Raw genomic sequence first — 16,444 nt, 5'->3', positions numbered from 1 at the left:
CAACAGCATCAATCGTAGAGATAGTACTTGTCCCACTTCTCGCGCGGCACCTTCTCGCCGATCTGATAGTCGAGTTCGCGCACGTTGATATGCTGTGGGCCGGTGATGCAATTGTAGGAAAGATGGTACCAGTCGCCCTTGCTGCGGAAGACCGCGCCCGGCGCCTGCAGCGAATTGTCGCCGGCGATCGGGTCCTTGAAGGTATAGGCGATCACCTTATCGGGCTTGAAGCCGGTGCTGTCATTGTTGATCCGGCTCATCGCTTCCGTGTCGCAGCTCTGTTCCAGGCGGGTGGAGGGATCGAGTTTTTCCAGCTGCTTCTTGATGGCCGGGTCGACGGCAAAAGCGGGGGCAGCCAAGCCGGCCAGAGATACAAACAGGAGCAGACGTTTCGGCATTGCGGAGGAAATCCCTTACTGTTGTACAGTCTTCATCCTGCCGCCGGCGGCTTGCCGGGGGCTGGGCACGTGCAAAATTCGCTCTGTGATAGCCGACCTCCTTAAATATTGTGGTGACATCAAGGCAAGCCGGGCGGTGCCGTCTCCTCGACTGTGGACGGTCACCTCGTCCCTTGGCGCTTGATCCGGCGGCGGTGCGCCTCTATCTCTTGCCAACCCGACATTCCCACCGGAGCCAATTCCTTGTCCGTTTTCAAGAGCCTGCCGACACCGCCCGCCGCACCGAAAAAGCCTCTCTCCGACACGCGCCACGGCATTACCCGCACGGACGATTACGCCTGGCTGCGCGCCGACAACTGGCAGGCGATGTTCAAGGACCCGTCGATCCTTGACCCCGAGATCCGCCGGCATCTGGAAGCCGAAAACGCCTATATGAACGCGGCGATGGAGGACACCAAGCCGTTGCAGAAGGCGCTGTTTGCCGAGATGCGCGGCCGCATCAAGGAAGACGACAGCTCGGTGCCGATGAAGGACGGCGGCTATGCCTACGGCACGTTCTTTGTGACCGGCGGCGAACAGCCGCGCTATTTCCGCATTCCCCGCGACGGCGACGTCGCCGACGAGGCGATCCGCACCGTGCTGCTCGACGGCGACAAGGAGGCATCAGGCAAGGCCTATTTCCGCATCGCCGGACTCGACCATTCGAGCGACCACAGCCGCGGCATCTGGGGCTATGACGACAAGGGCTCGGAGTTCTTCACGCTGAAGGTGCGCGATCTCGCGACCGGGGAAGATCTCGAAGACCGGATCGAGAATACCGGCGGCGGCGGCGTCTGGGCGCCGGACGGCAAGAGCTTCTTCTATTCGGCGCTCGACGAGAACCACCGGCCCTCGAAGGTGTTCCACCACATTGTCGGCCGGCCTCAGTCTGAAGACCGCCTGGTTTATGAGGAAGCCGATGCCGGCTTCTTCATGGGCGTTGGCGGCTCGCTGCTCGACGATTTCATCTATATCGATATTCACGACCACGAGACCAGCGAATACCGGCTGCTGTCGACCAAGGATCTGACAGCCGAGCCGAAACTGGTGGCGGGGCGCGAGGAAGGCATCGAATATTCGCTGACCGAGGGCGGCGACGTCTTCTACATCCTGACCAATGACGGCGGCGCCAAGGATTTCAAGATCATGGAAGCGCCGGTGGAAAATCCGGGCAAGGAGAACTGGCGCGAAGTCGTCGCTCACAAACCCGGCACGCTCATCATCAGCCACATGGCCTATGCTCGCCACCTCCTGTGGCTGGAGCGCAAGGACGGGCTGCCGCGGATCATGATCCGCGATCGGGCGACCGGCGAGGAACATGCGATCGCCTTTGCCGAAGAAGCCTATTCGCTGGGGCTTTCGGGCGCGGCGGAATACGATACGGATGTCATCCGCTTCTCCTATTCCTCGATGACGACGCCGTCGCAGCTTTACGACTACAATATGGTGACGCGCGAGCGCACGCTGTTGAAGACGCAGGAAGTGCCGTCCGGCCACAATCCCGATGACTATGTCACCCGCCGCGTCTTCGCCCCGGCCTGGGACGGCGAGACGGTGCCGGTCACCCTGCTCTATCGTCGGGATACGCCGCTCGACGGCAGCGCCCCCTGCCTGCTTTACGGCTACGGCGCCTACGGCATCACCATTCCGGCCGGTTTCAACACCAATTGCCTGTCGCTCGCCGACCGCGGCTTCGTCTATGCCATCGCTCACATCCGCGGCGGCAAGGACAAGGGCTTTGCCTGGTACGAAGACGGCAAGATGGACAAGAAGACCAACAGCTTCAAGGACTTCGTCGCCGCGGCCGATTACCTGAATCAACAGAAGTTCACCTCTTACGCGAAGATCATCGCCGAGGGCGGCTCGGCCGGCGGCATGCTGATGGGCGCCGTCGCCAACATGGCGCCGGAAAAGTTCGCCGGCATCATCGCCGCCGTTCCCTTCGTCGACGTGCTCAACACCATGCTCGACGACACCCTGCCGTTGACACCGCCGGAATGGCCGGAATGGGGCAATCCGATCGAAAGCCGCGAAGAATACGAGCAGATCGCCGCCTATTCGCCCTATGACAATGTCGGCGCAAAACCCTACCCGCCGATCCTGGCGCTCGGCGGCCTGACAGACCCGCGCGTCACCTATTGGGAGCCGGCCAAATGGGTGGCGAAACTGCGCGACAAGACAACGGGCGAAGCGCCGATCCTGCTGAAGACCAATATGGACGCCGGCCATGGCGGGGCGTCGGGGCGGTTCCAGCGGCTGGAGGAGATTGCGTTCGAGTATGCGTTTGCGATCAAGGTGGCGGGGAAGATGTGAGGGAGTGGATTTGGTGGGGCTGAATGGGTGAGGCGTGCCGTGTGGCACCCCCCTCTGCCCTGCCGGGCATCTCCCCCACAAGGGGGGAGATCACAAGTGGCTTAACCTTGCCATCCACCTAGTGTTTCGCCGTGCTGAACGCTGATTGTTTGGGGAAGCCATCGCCCCCAGCCAATCTCCCCACCTGTGGGGGAGATGCCCGGCAGGGCAGAGGGGGTGCCACACGGCACAAGGTCAGGGGAGACAGAAATGCCCGTCTATATCGCCCTCCTCCGCGCCGTTAATGTCGGCGGCACCGGCTCGCTGCCGATGGCTGAACTCAAGGCGATCTGCGAAGGTCTCGGCTTTACCGACGTGAAAACCTACATCCAGAGCGGCAATGTGCTGTTCCGCTCGGATGAAGCCGAGAAAACCGTTGAGGAAAAGCTCGACGAGGCGCTCGGGCAGAAGATGGGCAAGCGCCCGGGCGTGATGGTGCGCAGCCGGAAAGAGCTCGACGCGATTGCCGCCAACGCGCCCTTCCCGGCCGCCAAGCCGAACTTCCTGCTCGTCTATTTCCTGCCCGAAAAGCCGCCCGCCGATGCGCTTGATAAAATGGTGGCGCCCGATGGCGAGGAGGCGAAGCTCACCGGCCGGGAGATCTATGTGCATTATCCGAATGGATCCGGCCGCTCGAAGCTGAAGCTGCCGGCGCTGAAGCCCGGGACCTCGCGCAATCTCAACACCGTGCGCAAGCTCGCGGACATGGCGGCCGACATGGAGAACAAGGACTGAGTGCGACGCGCAGAATTTGATTCAAGCGACGCGCGTCAAGCCTTTGTTTCTCCAGGTATCTTCGTGCGTCTGGCCTTATAGCCGCTGATCTCCTCGCCTGCTGTCGGCGAGAAACGCAGGTTCCAGACGGTAGCGGTGATCGAGATGATGGTGACGACGACGAAGGCGGCGGAGAAATCGCCGAGATCAGGCGTTTCGGTGCCTGACAAGGCCATGGAACCGTGCAGCGCCAAGGCCCCGATGCAGATTCCGAGCGACAACATAAGCTGCTGGAAAGTGGTGTAGAAGCTGGTGGCCGAGCTCATCCGCTCCTTTTCGATCTCGTCATAGGCGATGGTGTTGTAGGCGGTGAACTGGAACGACAGGAAGAAGGCGCTGAGCACCAGGACGACGAAGATCAGCGGCATCGGCCAATCCGGCCGAAAGGCGGCGCAGAGGGCATAACCAGCCGTGCCGAGGATGCCGTTGAGAACGAGGCTTCTGCGGAAGCCGAGCCGGCTGAAGACGAACCGCGCCATCGGCTTCATGGCGAGCGCGCCGAGCGCGGTGGCAATGACGATCTGGCCGGCTGCGGCGGCGGAAAGGCCGAAGCCGATCTGGAACAGCAGCGGCAGCAGGAAAGGTTGGGCACCCTGGGTGATGCGCGTCAGCGAACCGGCGATAACGGAGGTGCCGAAACTCGGCACCTTCATCAGTGAAAAATCCATGATCGGCGACGGATGCCGGCGGGCATACCTCAAATAGCCGATGCCGAAGAGCAGGCCGACAGCGATCAGGAAGATCGAGAAGGCGCCCTCGCCGTCATGGCTCGACATTTCGAAGCCGAAGAGCAGCGAGCCGAGCGAAATGCCCGAGAGGATGAAGCCGACCGTATCGAAGGGGCCGGTCGCCTTGCCTTTCACCTCGTCGATGTAGATCGAGACGAAGATCATGCCGATGATGCCGATCGGCACGTTGATGTAGAAGATCCAGCGCCAGTCGAGATAGGTGACGATGAAGCCGCCGAGCGGCGGACCGACGATCGGACCGATCAGCGCCGGCACCAGCAGCCAGGACATGGCGCTGACCATATCCTTGCGGGCGACGCTGCGCATCAGCACCAGCCGGCCGACCGGCATCATCATCGCGCCGCCCATGCCCTGCAGCAGCCGGGCCAGCACCAGGAAGGGCAGCGTCGGTGCGAGCGCACAGAGGATGGAGCCGATGACGAAGACCGCGATGGCGGCGCGGAAGACGGTGCGCGAACCGAAACTGTCGGCGATCCGGCCACTGGCCGGAATGAAGATCGCCAGGCTGAGGAGATAGGAGGTCAGTGAGATCGACATGGCCGGGGCGCTGACGGCGAAATCGCGCGCCATGGTGGGCAGCGCGGTCGCCAGCACGGTCGCGTCGATATTTTCCATCAGCATCGCACTCGCGACGATCATCGCGATCACCCGAAAATTGGGCGCGGCGCGCCGAACCATCGGCGCCTGGTAAATCTGATCCGACATCGTGTGGAATCACTCGCGGTGGCGCGGCGGAGCAGAGGAAGCAGCAAGGCCGCGGGGATGACATGGCGCAAGGCCAAGGGGAGACGATCTGCTATACGCCCGAGATCATGGCGGGGCTATGTCCTTTATGGCAAAGCAGCTTTGACGAGAGGTAAAAGCGGATCACGATTCCTTGCATCTGCGCGATCTGCGTGACGGCCGATGGATCCGGCGCGCAAGACCGGCTTGCGCGCGGGGCACCCCGACCCTACCTATGAACAATGACCTCGACCCCGCAGAAAATCCGGTCCGGTGCGGCCTTTCCGTTCGACAACAGCTATGTCGGCTTGCCCGAGCGCTTCTTTGCGCCGCAAACGCCGACGCCGGTGGCCGAGCCATGGCTGATCAAGCTCAACGAGCCGCTGGCCGCCGAGCTCGGGCTCGACGTCGAGGCACTGCGCCGCGACGGCGCGGCGATCTTTTCCGGCAATCTCGTTCCCGAAGGGGCCGAGCCGCTGGCGATGGCCTATGCCGGGCACCAATTCGGCGGCTTCTCGCCGCAGCTCGGCGACGGGCGGGCGATCCTGCTCGGCGAAGTGGTCGACCGCGACGGCAAGCGCTTCGACATCCAGCTGAAGGGCGCGGGGCCGACACCTTTTTCGCGTCGCGGCGACGGCCGGGCCGCAATCGGGCCGGTGCTCAGAGAATACATCATCAGCGAGGCGATGTTCGCGCTCGGCATTCCCGCCACGCGGGCGCTGGCGGCGGTGACGACAGGCGAACCGGTCTACCGCGAAGAAGTGCTGCCGGGTGCGGTCTTCACCCGGGTCGCGGCAAGCCATATCAGGGTCGGTACCTTCCAGTATTTCGCGGCACGGGGCGACACGGACGGTGTTCGGGCGCTCGCCGATTACGTGATCGAGCGGCACTATCCCGCGCTGAAGGAGACCGAGGCACCCTATCTCCGCCTGTTCGAGGCAGTTTCGGAGCGCCAGGCTGCGCTGATTGCCCGTTGGCTGCATGTTGGCTTCATCCATGGCGTGATGAACACCGACAATATGACGATCTCCGGCGAGACGATCGATTTCGGTCCCTGCGCCTTCATGGATGCCTATAATCCGGCAACCGTCTTCTCGTCGATCGACCAGCACGGCCGTTATGCCTATGCCAATCAGCCGGCCATCGGCCAGTGGAACCTTGCGCGGCTCGGCGAAACGCTATTGCCGCTGATCGATACCGAACCGGACAAGGCGGTCGACAAGGCCAATGCGGTGATCCGCGCCTATGGCGAGCGGTTCCAGGCGCATTGGCTGGCCGGCATGCGGGCAAAGATCGGCCTTGCCGGGCAAGAGGATGGCGATCTCGAGCTGGTTCAAGCGCTGCTCTCACTGATGCAGGCACAGGGCGCCGATTTCACCCTGGCCTTCCGGCGACTCTCCGATCTTGCCGGCAACGACGATGCAGAGCCTGCCTTTGCCGGGAGCTTCCAGGAGCCGGAGGCCTGTCGCCCTTGGCTCATGCAGTGGCGCGAGAGACTGTCGCGCGATCCGCAGACGCCGGTCGAACGCGCCGGCGCCATGCGCCGCGTCAACCCAACCTTCACTCCCCGCAATCACCGGGTCGAACAGGCGATCGAGGCGGCGGTCGAGAACGGCGATTTCTCGCTGTTCGAGGCGCTGCTCACCGTGCTGTCGAAGCCCTACGAAGACCAGCCGGATTTCGCCGCCTATATGGAGCCGCCGAAGCCGGAGGAACGGGTGCTGCAGACTTTCTGCGGGACGTAAGCGGCTTCAATACAACCGTACCGTGACGCCCGGCTGCGGCAAATGCGGCCGTTGAAAGGCATCTCCCTCGCTCTATCTGCCTGACCGGCGGGCCTTTTCCCGCCGTTCCCACCCGGCTAACCCACGCGGGAGACAGCCTTATGGCGCTCGTCATCACCTCCATTCTCTTCATCATCATCGGGGTTGCGCTCGGCGGCGGCGGGCTCTGGCTCGTCATGCTCGGCGGCAGCGTCTTCTATCTGTTTGCCGGCCTGATGTTCCTCATCACCGCAGCGCTGCTGCTGATGCGCAAGGCGGTGGCGCTCTGGGTCTATGCGGTGCTCGTCGTCGCCGCACTCGCCTGGGCGATCTGGGAGGTGGGATTCGACTGGTGGCAGCTGGGCCCGCGCGGCGGGGTGATCATTCTTCTCGGGCTCTGGCTGCTGACCCCCTGGATCCGCCGGCCGCTCGGGTTTCGCAGCCCAACCGGCATCGTCTACGGCGCCAATCCCTGGCCGCTCGCCGTGCCCGTCATTCTCGCTATCCTCGTCGCCGTCTATTCGATGACGACGGATCCGCATGATCTGGCCGGCGATCTGCCGAAGGATGCGGTCGCCGCCAATCCGGCTTTCGGCGGCAGCGTGCCGGATGGCGAATGGCACCAATATGGCCGCACGCCCTTCGGCCAGCGCTACTCGCCGCTCGATCAGATCAATGTCGGGAACGTCTCGACGCTGACGGAAGCGTGGCGATACCAGACCGGCGACGTCAAGCGGCCGGAGGATATCAGCGAGACGACCTATCAGGTGACACCGCTCAAGGTGAAGGACACGCTCTATCTCTGCACGCCGCATAACTGGGCGATCGCGCTCGACGCCAAGACCGGCAAGGAGAAATGGAAATACGACGCCAATTCCGGCATGAACCCCAACCGGCAGCACCAGACCTGCCGCGGCGTCACCTATTATGCCGATCCTGATGTCGCCGCCGGCCAGCCCTGCGCCGAACGCGTGTATCTGCCGACTTCGGACGCCCGGCTGATCGCCCTCGATGCGGCCGACGGCAAGGTCTGCACCGGCTTTGCCGATCAGGGCGTGCTGCATATGGAAACCGGCATGCGCTTCAATCCGGCCGGCTATTATTATTCCACCTCGCCGCCGGTGGCGGTGGCCGGCAAGATCATCGTCGGCGGGGCGGTGAACGACAATTATTCCACCGAGGAGCAATCCGGCGTCATCCGCGCCTTCGACATCAAGACCGGCGCCCTGATCTGGAATTGGGATTCCGGCAATCCCGACGTGACGACGCCGATCGCCGCAGGCCAGACCTACACGACCAACTCGCCGAACAGCTGGTCGGTCTTCAGCGTCGACGAGGCGCTCGGCATGGTCTACATCCCGCTCGGCAACCAGGTGCCCGATCAGCTCGGCATCAACCGCAGCGACAATGTCGAGAAATTCTCTTCCTCGATCGTCGCGCTCGATATCGCCAGCGGCCAACTGCGCTGGGTGCGCCAGACGGTGCATCACGACCTCTGGGACATGGACGTGCCGGCGCAGCCGGCGCTCATCGACCTGACCAAGCCTGACGGCAGCGTGGTTCCCGCCCTCGTCGGCCCCACCAAGCAGGGCGATCTCTATGTGCTCGACCGGCGCAGCGGCGAGCCGATCATCCCGGTCAAGGAAATTCCGGCGCCCAGCGGCGCGGTCACGGGCGATCATACGTCGCCGACGCAGCCGATCTCTGACCTCACCTTCTCGCCCGAGCCGCTCAAGGAAAAGGACATGTGGGGCGTGTCGCTGTTCGACCAGCTCCTCTGCCGCATCGATTTCCACCGCTATCGCTATGAGGGCCGCTACACGCCGCCGTCGCTGAAAGGGACGATCGTCTATCCCGGCAATTTCGGCACTTTCAACTGGGGCTCGGTGGCGGTCGATCCCGAGCGGCAGATCATGTTCGGCATGCCGACCTATCTCGCCTTCACCTCGCGCCTGGTGCCGGCCGCAGACATTCCGCCGCGAGGCCAGGACGAGAAGGGCAGCGAACAGGGGCTGAACCGCAATGACGGCGCCCCTTACGGCGTCTTCATGGGCCCCTTCCTCGGGCCGATGCAGATCCCCTGCCAGGCGCCGCCATGGGGCTATGTCGCCGGCGTCGATCTGCGCACCGGCAAGATCGCCTATATGCACAAGAACGGCACCGTGCACGACATGACGCCGCTGCCGCTGCCCTTCAAGGTCGGCGTGCCGGGCATCGGCGGCCCGATGCTGACCAAGGGCGGCGTCGCCTTCCTCGGTGCTGCGGTCGACAACTACCTGCGCGCCTATGATGTGACCAACGGGCGGGAACTCTGGCGGGCACGCCTTCCGGCCGGCGGCCAGGCAACGCCGATGACCTATACGACCGACGACAACAAGCAATATGTCGTCATGGTCGCCGGCGGCCACGGCTCGGTCGGCACCAAGCCCGGCGACTATGTCATCGCCTATACGCTGCCGTGATGGCGAGGTCTCCTTCGCCGCATGCCTACTCCGGCAACCCCGCCATACGAAGGGCCTCTATATAGCGGTTGCGGTCATCCGGTCGCCGGAACGGTGGGAGAATGTCGGCGAGATTCGAAAGCCGAAGCGCCGGATCCAGCAGGCGCAGGCGCGCAATCGTTTCCCCTGCTTCCGCGCTCCGCCCGGCCATGGCTTGGCCGGCCGCCATCACGCGTATCGCGCTCGGGTAGTTCGGCTGGTGACGCAGGGATTTTGCCGCCCAGGCGGCGGCATCGTCGTAGTGACCGGCACAGAAGTGAGCCAGCCCGGTGTTGAATTGCCAGGCAAACAGGCGCGGATCCAAGGGGCTCAGGCGCATGGCGAGGGCGGCGTGTTCGATGGCAATGTCCGGCTCGCCCAGGCAGGCTCGCACCCAGCTGCTGACGCCGAGCGCAGCGCCCAGGTTCGGGTTGAGGAAGAGAGCGCGATCGATACAAGCCGCGCTGTCATCGAGGTCGCCACCGACATAACCGAGCACATATCCGCCGTAGGAGAGCGCGACTGCATCGTCCCAGCCGAGTTCAACGGCTCTTCTCGCCAGTCGGGTCGCTTCGGCAATCTCGCTGGCGGGATTGACCATCCAGCCATTGCTCTTGCGGGTCGCGTAGCAGCGCGCAGCGCGGGCATGGGCGATGGCAAAATCCGGATCGCGCTCGATCGCCTTCATGAACAGCCGCAAGGCCTCGTCGACGACCGATCTGTTGGTCACCGTCCGGTCGAAGGCCGCCAGCCCACGGAGATAATAGTCATAGGCGTCGAGGCTTTCGGTCGGCTTGCGTTTGGCGCGCTCGATCTCCGCCTCCTCCACCTTCGGGGTTATTGCGCCGACAATACTCGATGCGACCTGGTCCTGCAGATCGAACAGGTTCGCCAGCGTCCCGTCGAAACGGTCTGCCCAGAGATGCGCGCCGGTCGAGGTGTCGATGAGTTGTCCGGCGATACGAAGCCGGTCACCCGCGCGGCGCACGCTCCCCTCGACCACATAATCCACGTCCAGCTCGCGCCCGACCCGCTTTATGTCGACGGCCTGCCCCTTGTAAGTGAAGCTCGAATTGCGGGCGATGACATAGAGGTGGCGGAATTGCGCGAGAGCGATGGTGATATCCTCCACGATGCCGTCGGCAAAATATTCCTGTTCCGCATCGCCGCTCAAATTCTGAAACGGCAGCACCGCGAGGGATGGCCGATCATGATGTTTCGCCGGAGCGAAGAAGCTCTGCAGCGGCAACTCGATTGCGGGCGTGGCCCGCGGATCACCGGATCGCTGCCGCGGTTGCAGCGAGGCGGCCAGGGACGACGTCTCCGCTTCGGGTTCGACATCCAGATGCTTCTTCAGGAGAGCTCGGCAGGTCTCGAACTGGCGCAAGGCCATGTTCTCGTGGCCGCGGAGAGTGTGGATCCGCATCAGCGCCCTGTGGGCAGCCTCCGCCGTGCGGTCGGAGGCGAGAAGTCTCTCGGCAAGTCCTTCACAGGGCAACTCTTCCGCGGAGCCTGGTTCCAAGAGGGCAAGGCTCAAACGTTCCACGAGCTGCAGCGCCTTGCGCTGATATGTGCTCCGGTAAGGTGCGAACCACTCACCCAACTCATCCGGAATGGACTCGCCTTCAAGCAGGTCGCCGCGGTAGAGATCCGCCGCGGAGGCGAGATCTGCGCTCGAGCCCGTCCCCAGCTTCCGGTCGAAGAGTGAAATGTCGACTTCATCAGGAGCGACAATCAGCGCCACGGTCTCCTGATCCCCTTCGATATAGGCGGTGGCGTCACTGCCTGCCGGGAACGACCGCCTGATATCGACCAGCGCCTGCCGCAAACTATTGCGGGCCTGCTCATCGCTTCGTCCCGGCCAGAAGACTTCGGAAAGCACCTCCCTGCGACAGCCGCGGCGGCCTGCCAGGGCCAGGGCCGCAAACAGCAGCGACGCCTTGCGCGTGGCGAAGCGGACTTGCCGGTCTTCTCCGGAGGTAACCTCGAGACCGCCTAGCAACCTGATGCGCACAGAAAGCCTCCAGCTTTGGACCGCCGCTGGCAGAATAGCATTTGGGAAGACGGATTTAACACCGATTTAGCGGCGGCATATCGAAGTTTTCTTCTCCTTTCACGCTCAGCCGAACAGGCCGAAAACACCCGCATGGCAGATTTCCACCCACACATCACAGATGGGAGATCGGAAAATGGCCCATACGGAAACACAGACCATCGTCAGCGCGCCGACAAGGCGGATGGCTGGTCTCATGAACGTCATAACGATTTTGTTGACTGCCCTGAGGACATGGCAACGGGCGGTCGCGAGTCGGAGACAATTGGCAGAGCTGACACCCTATCAGCTGAGAGACATCGGTCACCCGGAGGCCAATCGGCCGGTGCTCGACATCAAAGCGGGTCTGATCACGAACTTGATGTCGATGCGGTAATCGATTGCTGCTGAAGCGATTTCCGGCGTCACACCATCTCGGTGATCATCTTGCCGACTTCGGCAAAGATCGGGTTGAGATCCTTCACCGGCGCGGTCGCCTCGGCGATATAGACGGCTGCGACGATCGGGCCGCGGTCGGGCGGCCAGATGACGGCGATATCGCCGAGGGAGCCGTTTTGGCCGGTACCCGTCTTGTCGCCGACCTTCCAGTCCTGAGGCAGGCCGGCCCGCAGCCGCTCCTTGCCTGTTGTGCTTGCCACCAGCCAGGCGATCAGTCTCTCCGAGGAGGGTTCGGCAAGCACTGAGCCGAGCGTCAGATTGCCAAGCGTATCGAGCATCGCGTCGGGTGCCGTCGTGTCGCGCGGATCGTCCTTCCGGCCTTCGTTCAGTGTCGGTTCGGTGCGGTCGAGACGGGTCGTGCCGTCGCCGATCGAGCGCAACCAGTCGGTCAGCGCCGGCGGGCCGCCGAAGCTCTCGAGCAGCAGGTTGCTGGCGGTGTTGTCGCTGACCGTCACCGCCGCCTCGCAGAGTTCGGCGATCGTCATGCCGTCGGTATCGGCGTGTTTTTCGCTGAGCGGCGAATAGTCGACGAGTTTGTCCCTGCCATAGGTCACCCGCCGCTCGAGGCTCTCCTGCCCTTTGTCGACGCGGGCAAGGACGAAGCCTACGGCCAGCGCCTTGAAGGTGCTGCACATCGGAAAGGCCTCGCTGCCGCGATAGCCGAAGGAAATGCTCGTCTGGGTGTCGAGCACCGAGACGCCGAGACGTCCGCCGGTGCGTTTTTCCAGCGCGGCCAGGCGATGCTCGATATTGTCGTCGCCCTCCCCGGCAGTTTCCTGTGCATTGGCCGCAAGCGCCAGCGTGGACAGGCCCAAAGCAGGCAGGCAGAGTGCCGTGCCGATCAGCGTGCGGCGAGTTAGGCTGATATCCATGAATTCCTCCGACGATTCGGAGAATAGAGCTAAGGACCGATTGCGGCGGCATCTCGTCCCCGCTGCAACTTGTTGTCAGCCGCTGCAGCCTTGTTGGGTGGCGGCGATTTCGTGCTCCACCGCAGCCGATCAGGCGGCGCACGTGACCTCGACCGTCACATGCGACAATTCTTCCAGCGCTGAAAGCCGGCCCTTGTAGAAGGCCGGGTCGCGCGGCTGCGAGGTGACGACGGCGACGATTGCCGCATGATGGCCGGGGCCGACCTGCCAGACATGCAGATCGGTGATCCGATCCTCCTCGGTCTCGATCGCCCGGCGGATTTCGCTGGGCAGCGTCTCGCCTTCGGGCACGACGTCGAGAAGGACGCCGCCGGATGATTTCAGCAGGCTCCAGGACCAGTTGGCGATCACCAGGCCGCCAACGATGCCCATGATGGGATCGAGCCAGAGCCAGCCATAGAGGCTGCCGAAGGTGAGTGCCGCGATGGCGAGCACTGACGTGAGAGCATCGGCCATCACATGCAGATAGGCGGCCCGGATATTGTTGTCGCCGGTCTCGCCGTGGTGGGCATGGTCGCCGTGGCTGCCATGGCCGTGGTGATGCGCGTGGTGCCCATTCGCGTGCGCATGATGAGCATGCGCGGCATGACCGCCGCTCGCCAGCAGCCAGGCGCTGGCGAGATTGACGGCAAGGCCGATGACGGCGACGGCGATCGCCTGGGCAAAGCCGATCGGCACCGGATTGGACAGGCGCAGCAGGCTCTCCCAGGCCATCAGCAAGGCGATCAGGGCAAGGACAATGGCGCTGGCGAAGCCGGCGAGATCGCCGAGCTTGCCGGTGCCGAAGGTGAAGCGCGGATTGCGCGCCTGCCGGCGGGCAAAGAGATAGGCGAGCGCGGAAATCAAAAGAGCGCTGGCATGGGTGGACATATGCCAGCCATCAGCGACGAGGGCCATGGAGCCGTAGACGGTGCCGGCGGCGATTTCCGCCACCATCATCACCGTCGTCAGCGCAATCACCAGCCAGATACGCCGCTCGTTGCGCAGATGATCGGCGCCGAGGAACACATGATCGTGTTCGAGGGTTTTCACTTCGACTTTCCCGATCCCGGCATTCATTCCCAGGGTCCTTTTCTCATCAGCGGATATAGGTTCTCAGCACTTCAGATATTTCTTCGACCGCCTCGGCCCGGGCTCTGTCGTCCTCGGCATTGAGCACGTGCTCGCGCAGGTGATCATCCAGAACCTCGCCAGTCAGCCCGGTCAGCGCGCCCCGAATGGAGGCGAGCAGTTGCAGGATTTCGCCGCAGGGGCGTTCAGCCTCGAGCGCCCGCTCGACTGCTTCGAGCTGCCCCTTCAGGCGGCTGACGCGGGCAACAAGCTTCTTCTTCTGCAGGCTGGTGTGAGACATCGCAGACCTTCGTTTAGCATAGGGGGGTATCCTATTCAGGTTCTCGGCTGGATTCAAGGGTCTGACATGTTTCAGCGTCATGCGCTCACGCCATTGACAAATGCCGCGTTTGCGGCGATGGATGCTACATGATCAAAAACGCGCACCAGAGCCGCTCGTATTTTTGGCTGTACCTGTAAAGGGCGGCCGGGCAGATCATATTGTCAACAAGCCGCCGTCAGGCGGCTTTGTTGTATCGGCAGCGTCCTGACGGCAGATTATCAAAGGACGCGAAGACCATGACCGAAATTGAAGACAGCGAAATCTCACTGATGCGCCCATCGGTAGTGACCATCCGCGCCGCCAAGCCGCGCGATCTGCCCGAGCTCAACGAGATGATCGCCCTGCTTGCTGCCCATCACGGCGATGCGGCCGCCGCGACGCCGGAGCAATTGGAGCGCGACTTGTTCGGCCCGCTGCCGTGGATCACCGCGCTTGTCGCCGAAACCGGCGAAGGGCTGATCGGCTATGCGATTCTCGTGCCGCTCTACAGGGCGCAGGAAGGCAAACGGGGCATGGACCTGCACCATCTCTTCGTGCGCGACGGCCATCGCGGCCACGGCACCGGCCAGCTGCTCGTCGACCGCGCCCGCGAGACGGCGCGCAATGCCGGCTGCGGCTACCTCTCCGTCAGCGCCGCGACCGGCAATGTGCTCGCCCACCGCTTCTACGAACAGATGGATTTCACGCCGAGGCCGGTGACCGGCATGCGTTACATGCAGTCGATCGCTTAACCGCGTTTCGGGTCTAAGTCTTTGTTGTTACGAGGAGATTTCATGCCTGACTTCAAACTCCATTGCTTTGCTCTCTCGGGGAACGCCTACAAGGTCGCCCTCTTCTTTGCCCTTGCCGGCATCGAGTGGGAGAGCATTTTCGTCGATTATCTCGGCGGTGAAACGCGAACCGAACAATGGCGAGAAACCATCAACGAACAGGGCGAGGCACCCGTGCTCGAACATGGGCAAACGAAGATCAGCCAATCGGGGGTCATCCTCGACTACTTGTCAGAGGTAACGGGGCAGTTTGGGGCGCAGACAGCCGAAGAACGGCGCGAGATCATGCGCTGGATCCTTTTCGACAACCATAAATTCACGAGCTATTACGCGACGTTGCGGTTCATCTACGGCCTTCAGAAGAGCGGCGAGACACCGGTCGTCGAGTTTTTGAGGCTGCGGGCCAAGGCTGCCTATGCAATTGTCGACGGCCACCTTGCCCACCGGGCCTTTATGGTCGGCAACCGGCTGACAATCGCAGACCTCTCCTTGGCAGGCTACGTCTTCATGCCGGAGGAAACCGGGATCGATCACAGCGCTTATCCGGCCATCGCAGCCTGGAAAGACCGGATCAGCAACATGCCCGGCTGGGGCCATCCCTATGATTTGATGCCAGGCCCCACCTCCCTGTAAAGAGGCGTCGGTTTTGCAAAGGTGCTAACGCCCCGGCACGGCCTTGAGATAGGCGGCGATCGCCTCGCGGTCGGCAGCCGGCAGGCGGGCGATGTTCTGCTGCACGTCGACCATCGAACCGCCGACGGAATCGAAATCGGGCGTGAAGCCGGTTTCGAGGTAGTTGGCGATATCCGCCGCGCTCCAGCTGCTTGTGCTCTTCGAAGCCGGGGTGATATCGGGGATGCGGCCCTTGCCTTCCGGATTGGGCGCGCCGGCAAGCCACTGATCTGCCTGGAAACCGCCGAGCGCATTGCGCGGCGTGTGGCACTCGCCGCAATGGCCGGGGCCTTCGACGAGATATTGTCCGCGCTTGATCTTGTCATCGTTCTTGGCGAGCGCGACCCGCGGCTGATCATTGAAATAGAGGAATTTCCAGCCGCCGAGTGCAGGCCGGATGTTGTAGGGAAAGGGCAGTTCGTGCGGGGGCGCGACGTTGGCGCTCTTCGGCAGGGTCTTCAGGAAGGCGAAGAGATCGTTGACGTCCTTGTCGCTCATCCTGCTATAGGATCCATAGGGAAAGGACGGGTAGAGATGTTCGCCGCCGGGGCCGACGCCGCGCTTCATGGCGTTGCCGAACTGGGCGAGCGTCCAGCCGCCGATGCCGGCCTTTTCATCGGGCGAGATGTTCGGCACGTGGAAGGTGCCGAAAGGGCTCTTTAGCGCCAGACCGCCCGAAAGCGTCAGCCGGGCATCGCCTTCGGAACCGGGGGCCGAATGGCAGCTGACGCAGCCGCCCGCCCAGAACACCATCTGACCATTTGCCGGATCCGGCGCGCCGAGCCCGGCCCAATGGCTCTCCGGCAGCGGATCTGGCGCGGTGACGAGATAGAAAGCGCCGCCGCCGAGGACCGCGACGCCGATCAGACAGAGCAGTAACCGGATGAACCTGCGGACCATGCGCCACC

Annotated in this window: 14 protein-coding genes; 7 read left to right on the top strand and 7 right to left on the bottom strand. The window is 63.2% G+C overall.

Annotation, left to right across the window (positions count from 1 at the left end):
- Positions 1–8: 8 nt before the first annotated feature.
- On the bottom strand, positions 9–398 hold the full coding sequence (locus AMK02_RS06310) for a DUF930 domain-containing protein (RefSeq protein WP_064801273.1): 390 nt from the start codon (positions 396–398) through the stop codon (positions 9–11).
- 243 nt (positions 399–641) lie between these two features.
- On the opposite strand from AMK02_RS06310, the gene AMK02_RS06305 reads away from it, so the two are divergent.
- Positions 642–2,750: a S9 family peptidase gene (locus AMK02_RS06305; RefSeq protein WP_064801271.1), complete on the top strand. Its 2,109-nt coding sequence runs from the start codon at positions 642–644 to the stop codon at positions 2,748–2,750.
- Between the two features lie 249 nt (positions 2,751–2,999).
- Positions 3,000–3,524, top strand: a complete 525-nt coding sequence (locus AMK02_RS06300; protein ID WP_064801269.1) for a DUF1697 domain-containing protein — start codon at positions 3,000–3,002, stop codon at positions 3,522–3,524.
- Between the two features lie 35 nt (positions 3,525–3,559).
- Here AMK02_RS06300 and AMK02_RS06295 read toward each other — a convergent pair whose 3' ends face one another.
- On the bottom strand, positions 3,560–5,017 hold the full coding sequence (locus AMK02_RS06295) for an MFS transporter (RefSeq protein ID WP_064801267.1): 1,458 nt from the start codon (positions 5,015–5,017) through the stop codon (positions 3,560–3,562).
- A gap of 260 nt (positions 5,018–5,277) precedes the next feature.
- On the opposite strand from AMK02_RS06295, the gene AMK02_RS06290 reads away from it, so the two are divergent.
- Both AMK02_RS06290 and AMK02_RS06285 read left to right on the top strand, forming a co-directional pair.
- On the top strand, positions 5,278–6,780 hold the full coding sequence (locus AMK02_RS06290; protein ID WP_064801265.1) for a protein adenylyltransferase SelO: 1,503 nt from the start codon (positions 5,278–5,280) through the stop codon (positions 6,778–6,780).
- 140 nt (positions 6,781–6,920) lie between these two features.
- Complete coding sequence (locus tag AMK02_RS06285; protein WP_064801263.1) at positions 6,921–9,260, top strand: glucose/quinate/shikimate family membrane-bound PQQ-dependent dehydrogenase; 2,340 nt, start codon at positions 6,921–6,923, stop codon at positions 9,258–9,260.
- Between the two features lie 25 nt (positions 9,261–9,285).
- Here the strand turns inward: AMK02_RS06285 and AMK02_RS06280 are convergent, their stop codons facing one another.
- The gene (locus AMK02_RS06280; protein ID WP_064801261.1) at positions 9,286–11,292 is read right to left on the bottom strand and encodes a BTAD domain-containing putative transcriptional regulator; all 2,007 of its coding nucleotides are present in this window, start codon (positions 11,290–11,292) and stop codon (positions 9,286–9,288) included.
- Between the two features lie 175 nt (positions 11,293–11,467).
- Between AMK02_RS06280 and AMK02_RS06275 the strand changes: the two genes are divergently transcribed.
- Entirely contained in the window at positions 11,468–11,707 is a 240-nt protein-coding gene (locus AMK02_RS06275) for a DUF1127 domain-containing protein (RefSeq protein WP_064801259.1), read from the top strand.
- Positions 11,708–11,735: 28 nt separating this feature from the next.
- On the opposite strand, the gene bla is transcribed toward AMK02_RS06275, so the two are convergent.
- From bla to dmeR, 3 genes are all read right to left on the bottom strand, one after another.
- Positions 11,736–12,641 (bottom strand): class A beta-lactamase, encoded by a 906-nt coding sequence (gene bla, locus AMK02_RS06270; protein WP_064801258.1) that lies wholly within the window; start codon positions 12,639–12,641, stop codon positions 11,736–11,738.
- Positions 12,642–12,770: 129 nt separating this feature from the next.
- On the bottom strand, positions 12,771–13,760 hold the full coding sequence (gene dmeF, locus AMK02_RS06265; RefSeq protein WP_064801256.1) for a CDF family Co(II)/Ni(II) efflux transporter DmeF: 990 nt from the start codon (positions 13,758–13,760) through the stop codon (positions 12,771–12,773).
- A gap of 19 nt (positions 13,761–13,779) precedes the next feature.
- A complete protein-coding gene (dmeR, locus tag AMK02_RS06260; RefSeq protein WP_064801255.1) occupies positions 13,780–14,052 on the bottom strand; it encodes a Ni(II)/Co(II)-sensing transcriptional repressor DmeR in 273 nt (90 codons plus the stop codon).
- Positions 14,053–14,330: 278 nt separating this feature from the next.
- Between dmeR and AMK02_RS06255 the strand changes: the two genes are divergently transcribed.
- The gene (locus AMK02_RS06255; RefSeq protein WP_064801253.1) at positions 14,331–14,825 is read left to right on the top strand and encodes a GNAT family N-acetyltransferase; all 495 of its coding nucleotides are present in this window, start codon (positions 14,331–14,333) and stop codon (positions 14,823–14,825) included.
- A gap of 42 nt (positions 14,826–14,867) precedes the next feature.
- Complete coding sequence (locus AMK02_RS06250; protein WP_064801251.1) at positions 14,868–15,497, top strand: glutathione S-transferase family protein; 630 nt, start codon at positions 14,868–14,870, stop codon at positions 15,495–15,497.
- A gap of 24 nt (positions 15,498–15,521) precedes the next feature.
- Here the strand turns inward: AMK02_RS06250 and AMK02_RS06245 are convergent, their stop codons facing one another.
- Positions 15,522–16,436 (bottom strand): cytochrome c, encoded by a 915-nt coding sequence (locus AMK02_RS06245; protein WP_064801243.1) that lies wholly within the window; start codon positions 16,434–16,436, stop codon positions 15,522–15,524.
- Between the last annotated feature and the right edge of the window lie 8 nt (positions 16,437–16,444).

The organism is Rhizobium sp. N731 (genome assembly GCF_001664145.1).
Classification (GTDB): domain Bacteria; phylum Pseudomonadota; class Alphaproteobacteria; order Rhizobiales; family Rhizobiaceae; genus Rhizobium; species Rhizobium esperanzae.
Note: the sequence above shows the minus strand (reverse complement) of the source record. Positions and strands in the feature narration are given on the sequence as shown.

Excerpts from the sequence above, each read along its gene's own strand:
- AMK02_RS06300 (WP_064801269.1), top strand. The coding sequence starts at position 3,000 with ATGCCCGTCTATATCGCCCTCCTCCGCGCCGTTAATGTCGGCGGCACC.
- AMK02_RS06245 (WP_064801243.1), bottom strand. The coding sequence starts at position 16,436 with ATGGTCCGCAGGTTCATCCGGTTACTGCTCTGTCTGATCGGCGTCGCG.
- AMK02_RS06250 (WP_064801251.1), top strand. The coding sequence starts at position 14,868 with ATGCCTGACTTCAAACTCCATTGCTTTGCTCTCTCGGGGAACGCCTAC.
- bla (WP_064801258.1), bottom strand. The coding sequence starts at position 12,641 with ATGGATATCAGCCTAACTCGCCGCACGCTGATCGGCACGGCACTCTGC.
- AMK02_RS06275 (WP_064801259.1), top strand. The coding sequence starts at position 11,468 with ATGGCCCATACGGAAACACAGACCATCGTCAGCGCGCCGACAAGGCGG.
- AMK02_RS06255 (WP_064801253.1), top strand. The coding sequence starts at position 14,331 with ATGACCGAAATTGAAGACAGCGAAATCTCACTGATGCGCCCATCGGTA.
- dmeF (WP_064801256.1), bottom strand. The coding sequence starts at position 13,760 with ATGAATGCCGGGATCGGGAAAGTCGAAGTGAAAACCCTCGAACACGAT.
- AMK02_RS06310 (WP_064801273.1), bottom strand. The coding sequence starts at position 398 with ATGCCGAAACGTCTGCTCCTGTTTGTATCTCTGGCCGGCTTGGCTGCC.
- dmeR (WP_064801255.1), bottom strand. The coding sequence starts at position 14,052 with ATGTCTCACACCAGCCTGCAGAAGAAGAAGCTTGTTGCCCGCGTCAGC.
- AMK02_RS06290 (WP_064801265.1), top strand. The coding sequence starts at position 5,278 with ATGACCTCGACCCCGCAGAAAATCCGGTCCGGTGCGGCCTTTCCGTTC.
- AMK02_RS06285 (WP_064801263.1), top strand. The coding sequence starts at position 6,921 with ATGGCGCTCGTCATCACCTCCATTCTCTTCATCATCATCGGGGTTGCG.
- AMK02_RS06295 (WP_064801267.1), bottom strand. The coding sequence starts at position 5,017 with ATGTCGGATCAGATTTACCAGGCGCCGATGGTTCGGCGCGCCGCGCCC.